The sequence below is a fragment of the Acrocarpospora macrocephala genome (genome assembly GCF_009687865.1).
GTDB classification, from domain to species: domain Bacteria; phylum Actinomycetota; class Actinomycetes; order Streptosporangiales; family Streptosporangiaceae; genus Acrocarpospora; species Acrocarpospora macrocephala.
Genome location: NZ_BLAE01000010.1, coordinates 169,446 through 184,820, shown reverse-complemented (window position 1 = coordinate 184,820; position 15,375 = coordinate 169,446). Strand labels below are relative to the sequence as shown.

The window sequence follows — 15,375 nt, the reverse complement described above, 5'->3', positions numbered from 1 at the left end:
GGTCCATGGTGGCCTCAGGCAGCAAGTACGTGAGCTTTGTGGTGGTTCTGGGGGGCTCTGATCGCGCTGGGGCCGCTCACTGTGGACATGTACCTTCCGGCGCTGCCCGCAGTTGCGTGACGGCCTCCAGGTCACCGATCTTCAGGCCCGGCTCGCCTTCACCGGCATGCTCCTGGGCCTGAGTACGGGACAGCTGCTCGTCGGTACGCTCTCCGATGCCCTGGGCGGCGGCGACCGCTGATCTTCGGTCTGGTGGCCCTGCGTGCTGCTTGTTGAGATTTCGACGAAAGCAGAAACTTGACAGCCTGGATACGCGGCGTACCATTAAGCAAATAAGCCGTGTCGCAAGGTCTTACTGGCGAGTAACTTAATCTAGATGACGGGGAATCATCGGTGAAACGAGGACAGGCCGTGCTCGGCGCGTCCCCCCTGGAGAGATCGCAGGTTGATCAGTACATCAGCGTGTTCCGGGCGCTCTCCGAACCACTTCGCCTCGACGTCATCTCGATGTTCGGTGACGATGACACGTGTGCATGCACACTCCTGGACGAGCGCCTCCCGATCTCCAAGTCGACGATCTCTTATCACGTGAAGATCCTCTACGAGGCCGGCCTCATCGACGTCCGCAAGGAAGGCCGCTTCTACCACTACGACCTTCGCCGCGAAGTCTTCGACTATTTCGTTCCCGGCCTTCTTGAGCGACTGCGCCTCGAACGCCTGCGCGGGGAACAAACAGCATCAACTCGGTGACCGGCCCCGCAGCGCGTGACGTCATCGCGGAGAGCTGCGAATAGGTCAGTGGCGTGCGGCGCCGTCGTGTCATCCTGGAGACGATCTCCATCTTCCCGCCCGCGTGCAGGTCGGTCGGAGACGGGGTCGCCCGCGAAGGGGCGCCCCGCGCTGGGAAGGTCCCCGGCGACAGCGCCGCCGACGACCATTCCCGGGCGTTCATCCCGCTCTTGACGCTGCCGCTCGATCATGGAGCAACGACCCATCGCACGCGGATCCCGCGGCGACGAGAGTCGTCATGGCCGGTGGTTCCGATGGCATGTGCGAAACGCCATGGAACTCGTCATTTCCTGCCCAATCCTGGCGTGGAGGCGCCGATGAGGATTGAGGTGTTGCCGAGGCCGAGTTGGCCGGCGTCCATTTCCTGGTGGGCGCGGCCGATTTCCTCGAAGGGGAGGACGCGGGTCATGCAGGGGTCGATCTTGCCCGCGCGGACGAGGTCGTTGTAGGCGTTGGCCTGCGCGTCGTTGGTGCCGTGTGAGCCCTGGAGCCGCTTCTGCCGTACCCAGTGATAACGGAGGTCGACCACGGCGCTGTAGCCGGTTGTGCCTGCGCAGACGACGACCATTCCGCCGCCGTCGCAAACGAAGATCGATGTGGGGATCGTGTCCTCGCCGGGATGTTCGAAGACGATCGCGGGGCTCTTGCGTTCGCCGACGATTTCCCAGATCTTGTTGCCGAACGCTCGTGCGCCTGCCATCCACGCCTTCTGGCCCGGTCCGTCCGTCCAGTGCGGGGGGACGCCCCAGTGGTCGAACTCGGTGCGGTCGATGTAACCCGCGGCCCCGAGCGACACGCAGTACTTGCCCTTTTCGGCGTTGGAGACGACGGCGACCGGGATCGCGCCCGCGAGCTTGGCGAGCTGGATCGCCTGTGTCCCCAAACCGCCGGAGCCGCCCCAGATGAGGACGACGTCGCCCGCTTGGACGGTGTTGCCCTCCCAGCCGAAGAGCATCCGGTAGGCGGTGGTGCCGACGAGGGATGGAGCGGCGGCCTCCTCCCATGTCAGATGGTCGGCTTTGGGCATGAGCTGGTGCGCCTGCGCGACGGTGAACTGGCCGAAGGCGCCGTAGTTGGGGCCGTCGTATCCCCATACCTTCGCGCTGGGCGCGGTCATCGGGTCTTTTCCGGCTTTGACCCAGGGGTCGTCGCGGTCCCACCAGCCGTGGTGGATCACGACTTCGTCGCCGATCTGGACGTTGGAGACGTCAGGGCCGACGGCGTAGACGATTCCGGCGGCGTCGCTGCCGCCCACGTGGAAATCCTCGGTGGCGCCGGCCTTCTGGCGGGCCGCGACGATGTCGATCGGGATGCCGCGCGCGGCCCAGACGTTGTTGTAGTTGATACCCGCGGCCATGACTGCGACGAGCACCTCGTCCGCCTGGATAGAAGGTGTGTCGATCTCCTCGATCTGGAACGCGTCAATCGGCTCGCCCATGCGGTCCTGACGGACCACCTGCGCGAGCATCCTCCGCGGCACCTCACCAAGAGGCGGGATGCTGCCGATCGGAAAAGCGCTCGTCATGATTTCCTGGATCCTCCCTCTATACGATCATTCGAGAACCATCGAACAGTGCGCCGACCAGCGCTGTCAAGTCCGACCTCAGCGCGGCGCGGCGATCGCGTGCCATGTCAGAGCGCTAGTGGCGCGTATACCACGGGAGGCCGACCGCGTCCTGTAAGCCGTTGAAACGTTGTCGAAACATCCGCGTCGAAAGTACTTGACGTCCGCTGTGGCGACTATCACCATGGTGGAACGAACGCGATGATGATTCGAGAAGCATAGAAACGTCGAGTTCGATTCGATCGCGGAGGTCTGTTCGACGCACCTACCGCCCGACACAGCTAGCGGTGACTCAGAGCCAGGTGGCGGAGGAGCTACACAGCATGACTCGAATATTCAGCACAAAGGTGGGGCAGGGCACGGTCGGGGTGCTCCTCACGTTAACGATCCCGCTCGCCGCGTGTTCGAACGCGCAGACACAGGCCTCCAGTCCAAGCGGGAGCACCGGGCTCGCGAGTGCCGACCGCGAGGGGATCCTGCGGGCGGCCGCGGGGCTCACCACACCCTCACTGAGCGGCAGTTTCGACCCGGTCAAGTCCATCTCGGGATGCGACATCCTGCTCGGCCGCCTCATTTTCGGCACGCTCATCACCCTCGCTCCGGACCGGACCATCAAGCCGGGGCTGGTCGAGAGCTGGGACGTCGTCGATGAGAAAACGCTCGATCTGCACATCCGCGCGAACATGAAGTTCCACAACGGCGAGGTGTTCGACGCCAAGGCCGTGAAGGCCGGAATCGATCGCAATCGCGCCAAGGATTCCGCCTACGCCGGATCGCTTGAGGCGATCGTGGACGCCGAAGCCGTGGACGACAAGACTGTGCGAATCCGCACGTCGCGGCCCGCCGCCGGTGGACTCCTGGCGACGTTCGCCGGCCGTGAAGGCATGATCCCCGCCCCCGCCTCCATCGCCGACGGCACGCTTGGCACCACGCCGATCGGCGCCGGGCCGTTCAAGGTGGCCGAATGGCGCCCGGGCGAGTCGATGAAACTCAGAAGGCACGACGCCTATTTCGACCCGGACCAGTTCCCCTACGCCGGAATCGACTTCGTGCATCTCACCGATGTGGCCGCGGTCCGTAACGCCCTGCTCGCCGACAACCTCGATCTGGGATTCGTCGACCTGGAGGGAATAGACGCGCTCAAGGCGAACCCGAGAACCGGAGCACAGGTCAACACCTCGGACTCCGCGTACTACGTGAACCTCAACACCAGCCTGCATGACCCGCCCTTGGACAACCTGAAGGTGCGCCAGGCCCTGAACTACGCGTTCAACCGAGCCGAGGTGGCCAAGACGATCTTCGGCCCGACCGCGGCGCCGAAATGGCAGATCTTCCCCAAGGGTTTCCCGGGCCATGACCCGGCCCTCGAAAACTATTACACGTTCGACCCGGCCAAAGCCAAGCAGCTGCTGGCCGAAGCCGGATATCCCAACGGCTTCGCCATGACGATGCAGGCATTCCCGACCGGGCCCTCCGCACGCTCGGCTGAAGTGCTGAAATCAAATCTCGCGGACATCGGCGTCAATCTCACGATCGTGCCCGGGCCGAACATGACCCAGGACTACCACATCGACAAGAAAACGAACGCCGGCCAGAACTGGTGGATTCCGCGCACCGACCCGACCCTGACCTTTCTCAGCCTGTACGGCCCGGTAGGCGTACTCAACACCAGCAAATATAGCAACCCCGCCCTGAACGACATCGTCTACGGTGTCCAAGGCTCGACCGATCAAGCCGAGATCAACACCGGCCTCCAGCAGGCATCGAAGATCATCGTCGAGGAAGCGCGCGAGATCGGCGTCGCGTACACACCCTCGACGTGGGGCTACTCCGCTCGGGTGGGCTTCAAGGACGGCGCCCTGCGGGACTACGGCAACGCGTGCACCGGCGCCGACTTCTCGTCGATCTTCATCAAGAAGACGTAGGCCGATGTCGGCAACTCACCAGGAGGAGGTTGGCCCGTGCCGATCCAATACATCGTGAAGCGCCTGATCAGCCTCCTCCCGGTACTGCTCATCGTCTCGATCGGGATCTTCGGGCTGACCTACCTGATCCCGGGCGACGCCGCCGTCACGCTCGCCGGCGAGTCGGCGTCGCCCGAGCGCATCGAGGCGATCCGCACCGAGCTCGGGCTGAACGAAGCGCCGCTGGTCCAGTACTGGACCTGGTTGTCGGGCGTGCTGCACGGAGACCTCGGCACCTCGCTGTACATGCACGTGCCAGTGACGACCGAGCTGCTGCGGCGCTTCCCGGTGACCATCAGCCTGGCGATCGGCGCGCTGGTCGTCACGATCGTCGGCGGCCTGGCGGGCGGGATCGCGGCCGCGCTGCGCCGGGGCACCTGGGTCGACCGGCTGGTGCAGGGCGGGGCGAGTGTCGGGATCGCCATGCCGAGCTTCTGGATCGCCCTCATCCTCATCGTGGTGTTCGCCGTCAACCTCGGGTGGTTCCCGGCGATCGGCTACACCTCCATCTCGGAATCGCCGACCGGCTGGCTCCAGAGCATCACGATGCCCTCCGTCGCGCTCGGCGCCGCTGGCGCGGCTGTTGTCGCCCGCCAACTCCGCGGCTCGCTCATCGACGTCATGAACATGGACTATGTCCGTACGGCGAAGGCCCGCGGCCTGTCACCGCGCAGGATCGTCGCCAAGCACGCGCTGAAGAACGCGGTCATGCCGATCCTGACGCTGCTCGGCGTGCAGGTCGCCTACCTGCTGGGCGGCACGGTCATCGTCGAGCAGATCTTCGGTATCCCGGGCGTCGGAAAGTACATCTACGATTCGGTCTTCACGCTGGACCTGCCTGTGGTGCAGGGCGCGGTGCTCGTCATCGCCCTCCTGGTGGTGTTGATCAATTTCCTCGTCGACATCTCCTACGGATTCGTGAACCCGAAGTTGAGGCAAGAGTGATGACCACAGCCACTGCCATCGTTCCCGGTCTGACCATGGAGAGGCGATCGACGTTCTGGCTCCGGTTCTCGCGCAACCGGAGCGGCGTGATCGCGGCGGCGTATCTGGTGCTGCTCACAGCCGTCGCCTTCGGTGCTCCGCTGATCGCCCCATACGATCCGCTGGAGCAGACGCTCGCGGCGATCAACCAGCAACCGTCGGCCGCGCACTGGCTCGGCACCGATGACATCGGGCGCGACATCCTCAGCCGGATGATGTACGGAGCGCGGGTGTCCCTCATCGCCGGTGTCGCCTCAGTCGGCCTCTCGCTGCTGATCGCCCTGCCGCTGGGGCTGGTGAGCGGGTACGTCAAGGGTCCGCTGGACACGGTGATCATGCGTTTCGCGGACGCCGTCCAGACCCTGCCCGCCCTCGTGCTGGCACTGACGATCAGCGCCGTCCTCGGACCGGGCCTGCGCAACGCCACCATCGCGCTCGCGGTCGTCTTCCTCCCCACATTCCTCCGGCTCATCCGAGGGCAGGTCCTGGCGGTCCGGGAAGAGACCTATATAGAGGCATCGAGGTCGATCGGCACACCGACCTTCGACATCATCCGCCACCGGGTGCTGCACAACATCGCCTCGCCCCTCATCGTCCAGGCCGCGGTCACCATGGGGTTCGCGCTGCTGGCGGAGGCGGCCCTGTCGTTCCTCGGCCTGGGTGTCCAGCCGCCGAGCCCCAGTTGGGGGCGGATGCTCTCCAGCAGCTACACCTACGTCTACACCGCCGGTTGGCAGATCTTCATTCCCGGTGTCGCGATCGCGCTGACCGTCCTGGCGCTCAACGTTCTGGCTGACGCACTGCGGGACTCGTTGGGTCGGGAGATTCGGACCAGTTGAGAGGTCGTCAGCATGACAACGCTCATCGTGAATGAGGAAGTAATGGACGAAGTCAGGGCCGATCCTCTCCTGTCCGTTGAGAACTTCGCCGTGGAGTTCGCCACCGGGCACGGATGGTCACGGGTGGTGGACGATGTCAGTTTCTCCGTGCGGGCCGGGGAGACGATGGGGCTGGTGGGGGAGAGCGGCTCGGGCAAGAGCGTCACGGCGATGTCGATCATGCGGCTCATCCCCACGCCGCCCGGACGGATCGCCGCGGGGCGGATTCTGTTCGAGGGGCAGGACCTGCTCGCGCTGGACGAGCCGCAGATGCGCAAGGTGCGCGGCAACCACATCGCGATGATCTTCCAGGAGCCGCTCACCGCGCTGAACCCGGCCTTCACGATCGGCGACCAGCTCGTCGAGGCGATCCGCGCGCACCGCAAGGTGACCAGAAAGCAGGCCGGCGACCGGGCCGCCGAACTCCTCGACCTGGTCGGGATCCCCGGCGCGCGGCAGCGCCTCAGGGACTACCCGCACCGCTTCTCCGGCGGAATGCTGCAGCGGGCGATGATCGCCGGCGCGCTGGCCTGCAGCCCGAAGCTGCTGATCGCGGACGAACCCACGACAGCCCTCGACGTCACGGTCCAGGCGCAGATCCTGACCCTCCTGCGCGGGCTGCAACAAGAGTTCAACATGGCGATGCTGTTCATCTCCCATGACCTCGGCGTGGTCGCCGACATCTGCGACCGGGTCGCGGTCATGTACGCGGGCCAGATCGTGGAGTCGGCCACCGTATACGAGCTGTTCGAACGGCCGCTGCACCCCTACACCGAGGGACTGCTCCTCGCGATGCCCCAGCACGGCAAGCCGACCGATCGGCTCGTGCCGATCCCGGGTGTGGTGCCGGAAGCGGCGAGCGTAGCCGATCGGTGCAGGTTCGAAACCCGCTGCAGGTACGCGGCCGACGAGTGCCGCGCCGCCCCGGTCCCGCTGACGTCGTACGGACCGCGGGCGACGCGCTGTGTCCGCTCGAAGGACCTGGTCCTGGGAGGTACCTCATGAGTGACGAGACGCTCGTCAAGGTCCAAGGCCTGCAGAAGCACTTCCCCGTCAGAAGCGGACTGTTCGGGCGGGTCACCGCGCAGGTCAGAGCCGTCGATGGGGTCGATTTCGAGATCCATCGGGGGGAAACCCTCGGATTGGTCGGCGAGAGCGGATCAGGGAAGTCGACGACCGGGCGCGCCGTGCTGCGGTTGATCGAGCCCAGCGCGGGGAGCGTGCACTTCGACGGGGTGGACATCCTCTCGCTGGACAGCGGGGCGCTGCGCCGGACTCGCGCACGCATGCAGATGATCTTCCAGGACCCCTACTCGTCGCTGGATCCGCAGGCCACCGTGGCCGACAGCGTCGGCGAGCCGCTCCGCGTGCATCGGGGACTGCGAGGCAGGGCGCGGGACGACGCGGTCGTCGAGCTGCTCGAAACGGTCGGGCTGCAGGCCCGGCATCTGCGCCGCTTCCCCTACGAGTTCTCCGGCGGGCAGCGCCAGCGCATCTGCATCGCGCGTGCGCTCGCGCCCAGTCCCGACCTCCTCGTCTGCGACGAGCCGGTCAGCGCGCTCGACGTGTCCATCCAGGCACAGGTGATCAACCTGCTGGAGGACATCCAGCAGGAGTTCGGGATCGCGCTGCTCTTCATCTCTCACGATCTCGCGGTCGTGCGGCACATCAGCGACCGCATCGCCGTCATGTACCTGGGCCGGATTGTCGAGATTGGGGAGGCGGAGCAGGTCTACACCCAGCCCCGGCATCCCTACACCGAAGCGCTGCTTTCCGCCATCCCCGTGCCCGATCCGGTCGTTCAGCGACGGCGGGACCGGATCGTCCTCGATGGTGACATTCCCAGTCCGCTCGCGCCGCCGCCGGGCTGCCGGTTCCATACGCGCTGCCCGTACGCGATGGACGTCTGCCGGGAGGTGGATCCGCCCATGATCCCGATGGCGGGCGGAGGGGTGGCCTGCCACCTGCACGACCGTGGCCCCCGCCTGCACGGCAGGTCCGTCCTGGAGATCGAGCCGCGGTCCCGTGCCGCTGAGCCCGTGCACGCCAATGTCAAGCCCTGAACGCTCAGGAGGCAAGAAATGACCAGTTCTCTTGACACGTCCGACATCGACCGCTACATCGGGGTGCCCCTCGGTCGCAGCGGCGCCGTCGAACCGATCCATGTGAACGACATCCGGCGGTGGGCGCAGGCGATGCGCCACCCCAACCCGCTCTACTACGACGCCGAATACGCGGCCGAGAGCCGGTTCGGCGGCATCGTCGCCCCGCAGTCCTTCACCGTCGTGTGCGACGCCGGTCATGGCGCTCGTCCTGCCCTGCAGGGCAAGATCCCAGAGTCGCACATGCTGTTCGGCGGGGACGAATGGTGGTTCTTCGGGCCGCGCATCGTCGCCGGGGACATGGTGACCGTGGAGCAGATGGCCTTCGACTACCGGCTGACGGAGACGCGCTTCGCCGGGCCGACCATCATCCAGCGTGGGGACAATCACTACACCAACCAGCGCGGCGAGAAGATCGCCCTCCAGCGATCGAGCGCCATCCGCTATCGTCCGGCGGCGGCGCGGGGCACCGGCGCCTACGCGGGTCTCGAAGAGGAGACGGAGTGGAGTGACGAGGACCTGGCTCGTCTCACCAAGGAGAAGGAGGCGTACATCGCGACGATCCGCGGTCTCGGTCATGGGCGGCGGAGCTGGGACGAGGTGAACGAAGGCGACGAGCTGCCGGCGAAGGTGATCGGTCCGCACAGCGTCGTGTCGTTTACCACGGAGTGGCGTGCTTACACCATGAACGCCTGGAACACGATGTTCCGCGAGGAGTACGTGCCGACGGAGGACCGGGGGTTCACCGCGGAGATGTCGGTGACCGGGGATGTCGACCTTGACCCTGAGTTCGGTGACGGGGCGTACTACGGGGCGTCGCGCGGGCACCTGTTCGAGCGGTATGCCCGGCGGATCGGTATGCCCCGGCCGTACGGGTATGGCGCTTCGATGGGGGCCTGGATTCTCGACTATCTCTCCTCGTGGGCGGGGGAGTGGGGGTTTGTCGCCCATTCGAAGGCGCAGTATCGGGGTCCGGCGCTTTCCGGGGATGTGACGTATCTGCGTGGCACGGTCACGGGCAAGGAAGCGTCGATGGTCGCGGGGCAGGGGGCGGTGAACATCGCGTACGTCATGACGAACCAGAAGGACGACGTTCTGTCGAAGGGGACAGCAGAAGTGCTGTTGCCGCGGGACTAGGGATGAGCGGTGTGCTGGAGGGGCTCCGGGTCGTCGACCTTTCGACCGGTATTCCGGCCGGGTTCGCAGCCCGCCTCCTCGCCGACAACGGCGCGGATGTCATCAAGGTCGAATCACCTTCTGGGGACGTGCTTCGTCAGGATATTTACGACTTTGTGTACTGCAACATGGGGAAAAGGTCCGTCGCTCTCGATCTGGAGGATGGGGACGCCCGCGCTGCGCTCGATGTCGTGCTTGATCGGGCGGATGTGGTGATCGAGTCCTGTGACGCTGTTGGGCGCGAGCGTTATGGGCTGGATCCTGACCGTCTTCGTGCGGGACGGGAGACCTTGATCGTGATCTCCGTGACGCCGTTCGGGGGGTCGGGGCCGTACCGGGATTGGCGGGCGTCGGAGCATGTCCTCTATGGGATGGGTCACGAGATGTACGCGACGGGTCAGCCTGATCTGCCGCCGGGGCCGCTGGCTCCGTACGTGAGCTGGCTCACGATCGGGTTCTCCGCCGCCGTTGTCACCCTGGCCGCTATGTACGGGGTCGCCAACGGGCAGGGAGGGAGTCATTACGACATTTCGGGGTTCGAGGCGATGGCTGCCTCTATCGACCGGCGTGCTCATGCGCTTGTCGCCTATGCGTACTGCGGTGATCCGTTGACGCGGGGTGGCACTCCGGAGATGTTTCCGCCGCATGCCAATCCGTGCGCCGATGGCTGGGTGAGCGTGGCCGCTGGAGGGTTGTGGTGGGAGCCCTTCTGTCGGGTTGTCGGCCTGCCGGAGCTTGCGGAATTCCGTACCGCGCCTGCTGTGGGGACGGTGCCCGAGGATGTGCACGCCGCGTGGCGGAACTGGTGCAGTACCCGTACGAAGCGGGAAATTTCCGATCTGTTCCAGAGTGCCGGAGTGCCGTCGGAGCCGATGAACACCATGGCTGACCTGCTACGGGACGACCATCTGCGGTCCCGATCGTTTTTCAAAGGAGTCGACGTGGATGACTCAGCGGGGATGGTGCCCGGGCCGATCGTGAGGCTTGGTGGGCCCGAGCCGGATGCCTGGCCTGCCGCGCCGCGGCTCGGGGAGCATACGATCGAGGTTTTGCGGGAGGCGGGGGTCGACGAGCAGTGGATCGCGCGCCTGACCGCGCAGGAGGCCACGGCATGACCGGGTTGCCTCTTGACGGAGTTCGGGTCATCGATCTCGGTGTGGTCCTGGCCGGGCCGTACGGGGCGATGATGCTTGCCGATCTCGGCGCGGACGTGATCCGCGTCGAGAACCCGCAGATTTTCGTGCCGATGACGCGTGGCGCGCGAGCGAGGCCGTCGAAGGAGTCCGTCGCCAACGTGCCCTCCATCAGTGGCGGGTATCCCGGGCGGGATCCGGGCGCGCGCCCGTGGAACCGCTACCCGTGGTTCAACCTGACCGCGCGGAACAAGCGCTCGATGACGGTAGACCTGCGCCGTTCTGAGGGCCTGGAGGTTTTCGGCCGACTCGTGGCCACCGCTGACATCGTCATCGAGAACTCGGCACCCGGCGTGATGGAGCGGCTTGGCGTCACCTGGGAGTGGTTGCGGGAGCAGAAGCCCGACATCAGCCTCGTACGCGTCTCCGCGTTCGGTCAGACTGGTCCGTTTCGTGACCACAAGGCCTTGGGCATCCAGGTGGAGGCATTCGGGGGAGACGATCTCGTCCGCACGTACGGCGGACGCGGTCCGGACGCGAACACGTGGGCGGTGCCCGCTGATCACGGTGGCGCCCTCGCCGCCGCCTACGGGGCGATTCTGGCCATCCATCATCGGCGGCGCACGGGAGAGGGGCTGCTGGTCGACGCCTCGCTGGTGGAGATGTTCGTCAACCTCATCGGGCCGCTGGTGCTCCGGCATGCCACGACAGGGGAGGCGATCGAGAGCGCGGGGAACCGGTCGAGGAAGTGGGTTCAGGGTTGTTATCCATGTAAGGGGGAGGATCGCTGGGTTGTGGTGACCCTGAGCGACGATCATGACTGGGCGGCTCTCTGCCGGGTTATCGGTCGGCCCGAGCTTGTGCGCGACGTGCGCTTCAACACCCTGCTCAAGCGGCGTGCCCACCATGACGAGGTGGACGACATCATCGCCGCGTGGACCCGCGAGCACGGGCATCGGGAGGCCGCTGAGCTGCTGCAACAGGCGGGTGTCGCCGCAGGTCCTGTCCTCGACGACGCGGAGGCGTTCGCCGACCCGCACCTGCGGGCGCGCGGTTTCTTCGTCGAGATGACCCAGGCCGATGCCGGGACGCACGACTATCCCGGGCCTTTCTGGCTCCGGAACGGAGAGCGTCCCGAGCCGCGGCGGCCTCCAGTTCGCCTTGGCGAGCACAACGCGGAGCTTTACGCGGAGCTTGGCGTGACGCCGGAGGAGTATGCCCGCCTGGAGGCCGGCGGGCATATCAGCGAGGAATTCGCCCCGCACATCCGCTGATGAGGTCAGCGAATCGGTCGCACCAAAGACTGCTGGGTGAGGCTCGCGGCGAAGGTGCCGTGCTGGTCGTAGAGGAGGCCGCGGCCGATCGTCCGGCCCCGGTCGAGTGCCAGGTTCTCGAAGACTCCGAGCAGCCATGGCCCGCGCGGTATCGCCGCCACGTGGATGGTGAGGTCGAGCGAGAGCGCGCCGTACTTCTCGCCTGCCGTCAGCTGCGCCGCGCGATACTGCCCGGCGCCGACCATGTCGGCGACCAGCCCGAGGGCTGCCACCGGCCACGACTCACCGTCCTCGACGCGCAAGCGGGTCAACCGCATCCACTGGAGCGTGAGCGTTCCATCGTCGGGCGTCGGCACCCTTCGCATGTCGAAGTCGCGGTCGACAAAGGTGTTCTCGCCGCCGCGGCTGACGTTCCGCTCGTACGCCTCCGGCGGCCCCACATCCGGCGGAGAAACCTCGATACGCGACGGCTGGTCGGCCTCCACCGTCGCCCACGCGATACCGGCGGTGGTGGTGGCGTCGCCCTGATCGATCCGCCCGGAGAACGCCGCCCCGCTCCGGCCGCGATGGTGCACGTCCACGACCAGCCGCGCTTCCGGTTCCGTACGCAGCGGACGGGCGAACGCGATGTGCGCCCCCGCGACCGACTGCCCCTCCGGCGCGTTCCGCTCGAAGGACTGCAGCATGACCGCCGCGACATAGCCGCCGAAGGTCGCGCCCCACATATTGCCCCAACCGGCGGGCGGCCGGAGCGTGTCGCCGTCGATCCCGAGCAGTTCATCAATGGTGAGGTTCATCGGCTCGCTTTCCGTACTGCCCTGCACGGCCAGTCATTGCTATAGTTTTGAGAATATCGAACTGTGAGACCGCCACACAATAGCCCATCTGGTGCGATAGCGGTCAGCGCTCGAATATGAGGAGGAGACTCATGCCGGTAGCCGATGTGGACGGGCTGGAGATCGCCTACGAGATCCATGGCGACGGCGACCAGACCTGGGTGCTGACCCCGGGCGGCCGTTTCAGCAAGGACTACGGCGGCGTCCGCGAGACCGCCGAGGCGCTCGCGGCGCGGGGGCGGCGGGTGGTGATCTGGGATCGGCCCAACTGCGGCGCGTCCAGCGTCGGCTTCACCGGTCCCTCGGAGTCGGAGGTCCAGGCCGACGCGCTGGCGGGGCTGGTGCGCTCGCTCGACCTGGGACCGGTGGTCATCGCGGGCGGCTCGGGCGGCTCACGCGTGTCCCTGCTGGCGGCGGCTCGCCATCCGGACATCGCCGCGGGGCTGGCGATCTGGTGGATCAGCGGCGGTGTCTACGGACTCATGACGCTCGGCTGCCACTACTGCGGTGACTCCATCTCCGCAGCGTGGACGGGTGGTATGGCCGCCGTAGTCGAGCTGCCGACCTGGCGGGAAGTCCTCGAGCGCAACACGGCGAACAGGGAGCGCATGCTGGCGCTCGACCCTCGGGAGTTCATCGCCACGATGGAACGCTGGATGGTCGCGTACGCGCCGAGGGAGGAGCAGCTCGTCCCCGGGCTCGCGGACGCCGACCTGACGCGTGTCGCGGCGCCGACGCTGGTCTTTCGCAGCGGCGCGAGCGACTCGAACCACACCCGCGCGACGTCGGAAGGGGTCGCCGCGCTGATCCCCGGCGCGCGGCTCGTCGAGCCTCCGTGGGGCGACCGGGAATGGGTGGAGCGCACGCAGGCGGCAGCGGCGCGTGGCCAAGCCCTGTTCGAGCGCTGGCCGCTTCTCGTGCCCCAGCTCACGGAGTGGAACGACGCCATTGACGCACGCGTGTAACATGTTTACGATTTCAAATCTATAGAAATAACTGAGAGGCTGCGAGAAGTGACGTACGACGTAATCATCGTCGGGGCCGGGTCGGCTGGGTGCGCGCTCGCCGCCCGGTTGTCCGAGAACGATTCCCGGCAGGTGCTCCTCCTGGACGCCGGTCCCGACTACGAGCGACTCGACAACTTCCCCGCCGAAATCTCCAGAGCCAGATCGATGGCCGCGACCTTTCCCGGTCACCCGATCAACTGGTCGTTCGTCGGCGAACTCACGCCGGGCCAGAAATATCCCCTCGCCCGCGGCAAGCTGGTGGGTGGCTCAAGCGCGGTCAACGGGACCTATTTCATTCGCGGACGGCGTGAGGATTTCGACCAGTGGGCCGCGCTGGGCAACGATCTCTGGTCGTACGAGCAGGTGCTGCCCTTCTTCAAGAAGAGCGAGCGAGATCTGGACTTCGCTGACGAGTTCCACGGCCAAGACGGGCCGATGCCGGTCCGGCGACCTGGTCAGAAGGAACTGCAGCCTGTTTCGCAAGCCTTCATCGAGGCCTGCCTGCGGGCCGGTTACCCGGAGGACCCGGACAAGAACGCGCCCGCCGAGGAAGGCGTGGGTCCCATTCCGCGGAACGTTGTCGACGGGTTCCGCATGAATACCGCCGTCACCTACCTTGCGTCGATCCGGAACCGACCGAACCTCACCGTGCTGGGCGACACCTTTGTGCGCAGAGTGCTCTTCGACGGCAAGCGGGCCGTGGGCGTCGAGACCGAACGCGACGGGCGACCCGCCGAATTCCGGGGCAACGAGATCGTCTTGAGTGCCGGTGGCATCAAATCGCCGCACCTGCTCATGCTCTCCGGCGTCGGACCTGCGGACAGTCTCCGCAAGCACGGCATCGACGTCGTCCATGACAGCCCCGGGGTCGGTCGCAATGTGAAGGACCATCCCTCGGTCTTCGTGAACTATCGGGTGCGCGAGGATAGGACGCCGCTCCCTGTGGATTTCATGCCATTTCAGACGTGTCTCAACCACACGGCGGCTGAATCCACCGTCGACGGGGACCTGCAGATCACGTGCGGGGCTGCCCCGTACAGCAGGATGATCGGGTCGGCGACGGGAAAGCGCATCGGAGTGCCGTCGTACCTCACGCGGCCGCTGGCGACCCTGTCCGCCTTGCGCCGGCTTCCTACCCGGCTTGTGTACACGCAGGCGAGGAATCAGGACAATCTCGTGCTCCTCTGTAGCCTCGACGCCGAGCAGAGCACCGGTGAGATCTACCTCAACTCCGCCGACCCTGCCGATTCGCCGGGCATCAGCTTCAACTATCTCTCCGATCCAGCGGACCTGCCCCGGGTTGTGGCCAACGTACGACTCGCCCTCGAATTGCTGCAGTCGCCCCAGTTCAAACATCTTGGCGCGCAGATCGTCGGTCCGACCGCCCAGGACTACGCCTCTGCTGAGGCTCTCCGCAAGTGGGTCACAGGTAACCTCGGCACCTCCCTCCACACGAGCTCCAGCGCGCGGATGGGCCCCGAGTCGGACCCCACCGCAGTGGTGGATCAGTACTGCCGCGTCCACGGCGTGGAGGGCCTTCGAGTCGTCGACATCTCGATCATGCCAACGATCATCCGCCGCGGCCCTGCGGCCACCGCGGTAATGATCGGCGAACGCGCCGCCGCCCTCTTCGATCTCACCAGCTAAGACACGTGCGCCTGCAGGGTG

General features: G+C 66.3%; 14 protein-coding genes. 12 read left to right on the top strand and 2 right to left on the bottom strand.

Features of this window, described 5'->3' with window-relative positions; genetic code table 11:
- The first annotated feature begins 112 nt into the window (after positions 1-112).
- Positions 113-241 (top strand): hypothetical protein, encoded by a 129-nt coding sequence (locus Amac_RS57230; protein WP_281356261.1) that lies wholly within the window; start codon positions 113-115, stop codon positions 239-241.
- A 152-nt stretch (positions 242-393) separates the two neighbouring features.
- Positions 394-750 (top strand): ArsR/SmtB family transcription factor, encoded by a 357-nt coding sequence (locus Amac_RS10195; protein ID WP_155349023.1) that lies wholly within the window; start codon positions 394-396, stop codon positions 748-750.
- 322 nt (positions 751-1,072) lie between these two features.
- Here Amac_RS10195 and ccrA read toward each other — a convergent pair whose 3' ends face one another.
- Positions 1,073-2,314: a crotonyl-CoA carboxylase/reductase gene (ccrA, locus tag Amac_RS10190; protein WP_155354068.1), complete on the bottom strand. Its 1,242-nt coding sequence runs from the start codon at positions 2,312-2,314 to the stop codon at positions 1,073-1,075.
- Positions 2,315-2,676: 362 nt separating this feature from the next.
- Here ccrA and Amac_RS10185 point away from each other — a divergent pair, with 362 nt between their 5' ends.
- The 8 genes from Amac_RS10185 to Amac_RS10150 are packed head-to-tail and all read left to right on the top strand — an operon-like array spanning position 2,677 to position 11,864.
- Positions 2,677-4,278 carry an ABC transporter substrate-binding protein gene (locus Amac_RS10185; RefSeq protein WP_155354067.1) on the top strand — a complete coding sequence of 534 codons (1,602 nt, stop codon included), beginning with the start codon at positions 2,677-2,679 and terminating at the stop codon, positions 4,276-4,278.
- Between the two features lie 36 nt (positions 4,279-4,314).
- Positions 4,315-5,262, top strand: a complete 948-nt coding sequence (locus tag Amac_RS10180) for an ABC transporter permease (RefSeq protein WP_155354066.1) — start codon at positions 4,315-4,317, stop codon at positions 5,260-5,262.
- On the top strand, positions 5,262-6,140 hold the full coding sequence (locus Amac_RS10175; RefSeq protein ID WP_155354065.1) for an ABC transporter permease: 879 nt from the start codon (positions 5,262-5,264) through the stop codon (positions 6,138-6,140). The genes Amac_RS10180 and Amac_RS10175 overlap by 1 nt, the downstream gene beginning before the upstream one ends.
- Before the next feature lie 42 nt (positions 6,141-6,182).
- Positions 6,183-7,184, top strand: coding sequence for an ABC transporter ATP-binding protein (locus Amac_RS10170; RefSeq protein ID WP_155354064.1), 1,002 nt, complete (start codon positions 6,183-6,185; stop codon positions 7,182-7,184).
- Entirely contained in the window at positions 7,181-8,242 is a 1,062-nt protein-coding gene (locus tag Amac_RS10165; protein WP_155354063.1) for an ABC transporter ATP-binding protein, read from the top strand. Before Amac_RS10170 ends, Amac_RS10165 begins: the two co-directional genes overlap by 4 nt.
- An 18-nt stretch (positions 8,243-8,260) precedes the next feature.
- Entirely contained in the window at positions 8,261-9,418 is a 1,158-nt protein-coding gene (locus Amac_RS10160) for an FAS1-like dehydratase domain-containing protein (RefSeq protein WP_155354062.1), read from the top strand.
- 2 nt (positions 9,419-9,420) lie between these two features.
- Complete coding sequence (locus Amac_RS10155; RefSeq protein WP_155354061.1) at positions 9,421-10,572, top strand: CaiB/BaiF CoA transferase family protein; 1,152 nt, start codon at positions 9,421-9,423, stop codon at positions 10,570-10,572.
- A complete protein-coding gene (locus Amac_RS10150; protein ID WP_155354060.1) occupies positions 10,569-11,864 on the top strand; it encodes a CaiB/BaiF CoA transferase family protein in 1,296 nt (431 codons plus the stop codon). The genes Amac_RS10155 and Amac_RS10150 overlap by 4 nt, the downstream gene beginning before the upstream one ends.
- A gap of 5 nt (positions 11,865-11,869) precedes the next feature.
- Here Amac_RS10150 and Amac_RS10145 read toward each other — a convergent pair whose 3' ends face one another.
- On the bottom strand, positions 11,870-12,661 hold the full coding sequence (locus tag Amac_RS10145) for an acyl-CoA thioesterase (protein WP_155354059.1): 792 nt from the start codon (positions 12,659-12,661) through the stop codon (positions 11,870-11,872).
- Positions 12,662-12,792: 131 nt separating this feature from the next.
- Between Amac_RS10145 and Amac_RS10140 the strand changes: the two genes are divergently transcribed.
- Both Amac_RS10140 and Amac_RS10135 read left to right on the top strand, forming a co-directional pair.
- Complete coding sequence (locus Amac_RS10140) at positions 12,793-13,665, top strand: alpha/beta fold hydrolase (protein ID WP_155354058.1); 873 nt, start codon at positions 12,793-12,795, stop codon at positions 13,663-13,665.
- Positions 13,666-13,713: 48 nt separating this feature from the next.
- Positions 13,714-15,354, top strand: a complete 1,641-nt coding sequence (locus tag Amac_RS10135; protein WP_155354057.1) for a GMC family oxidoreductase — start codon at positions 13,714-13,716, stop codon at positions 15,352-15,354.
- Positions 15,355-15,375 lie beyond the last annotated feature (21 nt).

Excerpts from the sequence above, each read along its gene's own strand:
- Amac_RS10165 (WP_155354063.1), top strand. The coding sequence starts at position 7,181 with ATGAGTGACGAGACGCTCGTCAAGGTCCAAGGCCTGCAGAAGCACTTC.
- Amac_RS10140 (WP_155354058.1), top strand. The coding sequence starts at position 12,793 with ATGCCGGTAGCCGATGTGGACGGGCTGGAGATCGCCTACGAGATCCAT.
- Amac_RS10155 (WP_155354061.1), top strand. The coding sequence starts at position 9,421 with ATGAGCGGTGTGCTGGAGGGGCTCCGGGTCGTCGACCTTTCGACCGGT.
- ccrA (WP_155354068.1), bottom strand. The coding sequence starts at position 2,314 with ATGACGAGCGCTTTTCCGATCGGCAGCATCCCGCCTCTTGGTGAGGTG.
- Amac_RS10145 (WP_155354059.1), bottom strand. The coding sequence starts at position 12,661 with ATGAACCTCACCATTGATGAACTGCTCGGGATCGACGGCGACACGCTC.
- Amac_RS10170 (WP_155354064.1), top strand. The coding sequence starts at position 6,183 with ATGGACGAAGTCAGGGCCGATCCTCTCCTGTCCGTTGAGAACTTCGCC.
- Amac_RS10160 (WP_155354062.1), top strand. The coding sequence starts at position 8,261 with ATGACCAGTTCTCTTGACACGTCCGACATCGACCGCTACATCGGGGTG.
- Amac_RS10150 (WP_155354060.1), top strand. The coding sequence starts at position 10,569 with ATGACCGGGTTGCCTCTTGACGGAGTTCGGGTCATCGATCTCGGTGTG.
- Amac_RS10175 (WP_155354065.1), top strand. The coding sequence starts at position 5,262 with ATGACCACAGCCACTGCCATCGTTCCCGGTCTGACCATGGAGAGGCGA.
- Amac_RS10185 (WP_155354067.1), top strand. The coding sequence starts at position 2,677 with ATGACTCGAATATTCAGCACAAAGGTGGGGCAGGGCACGGTCGGGGTG.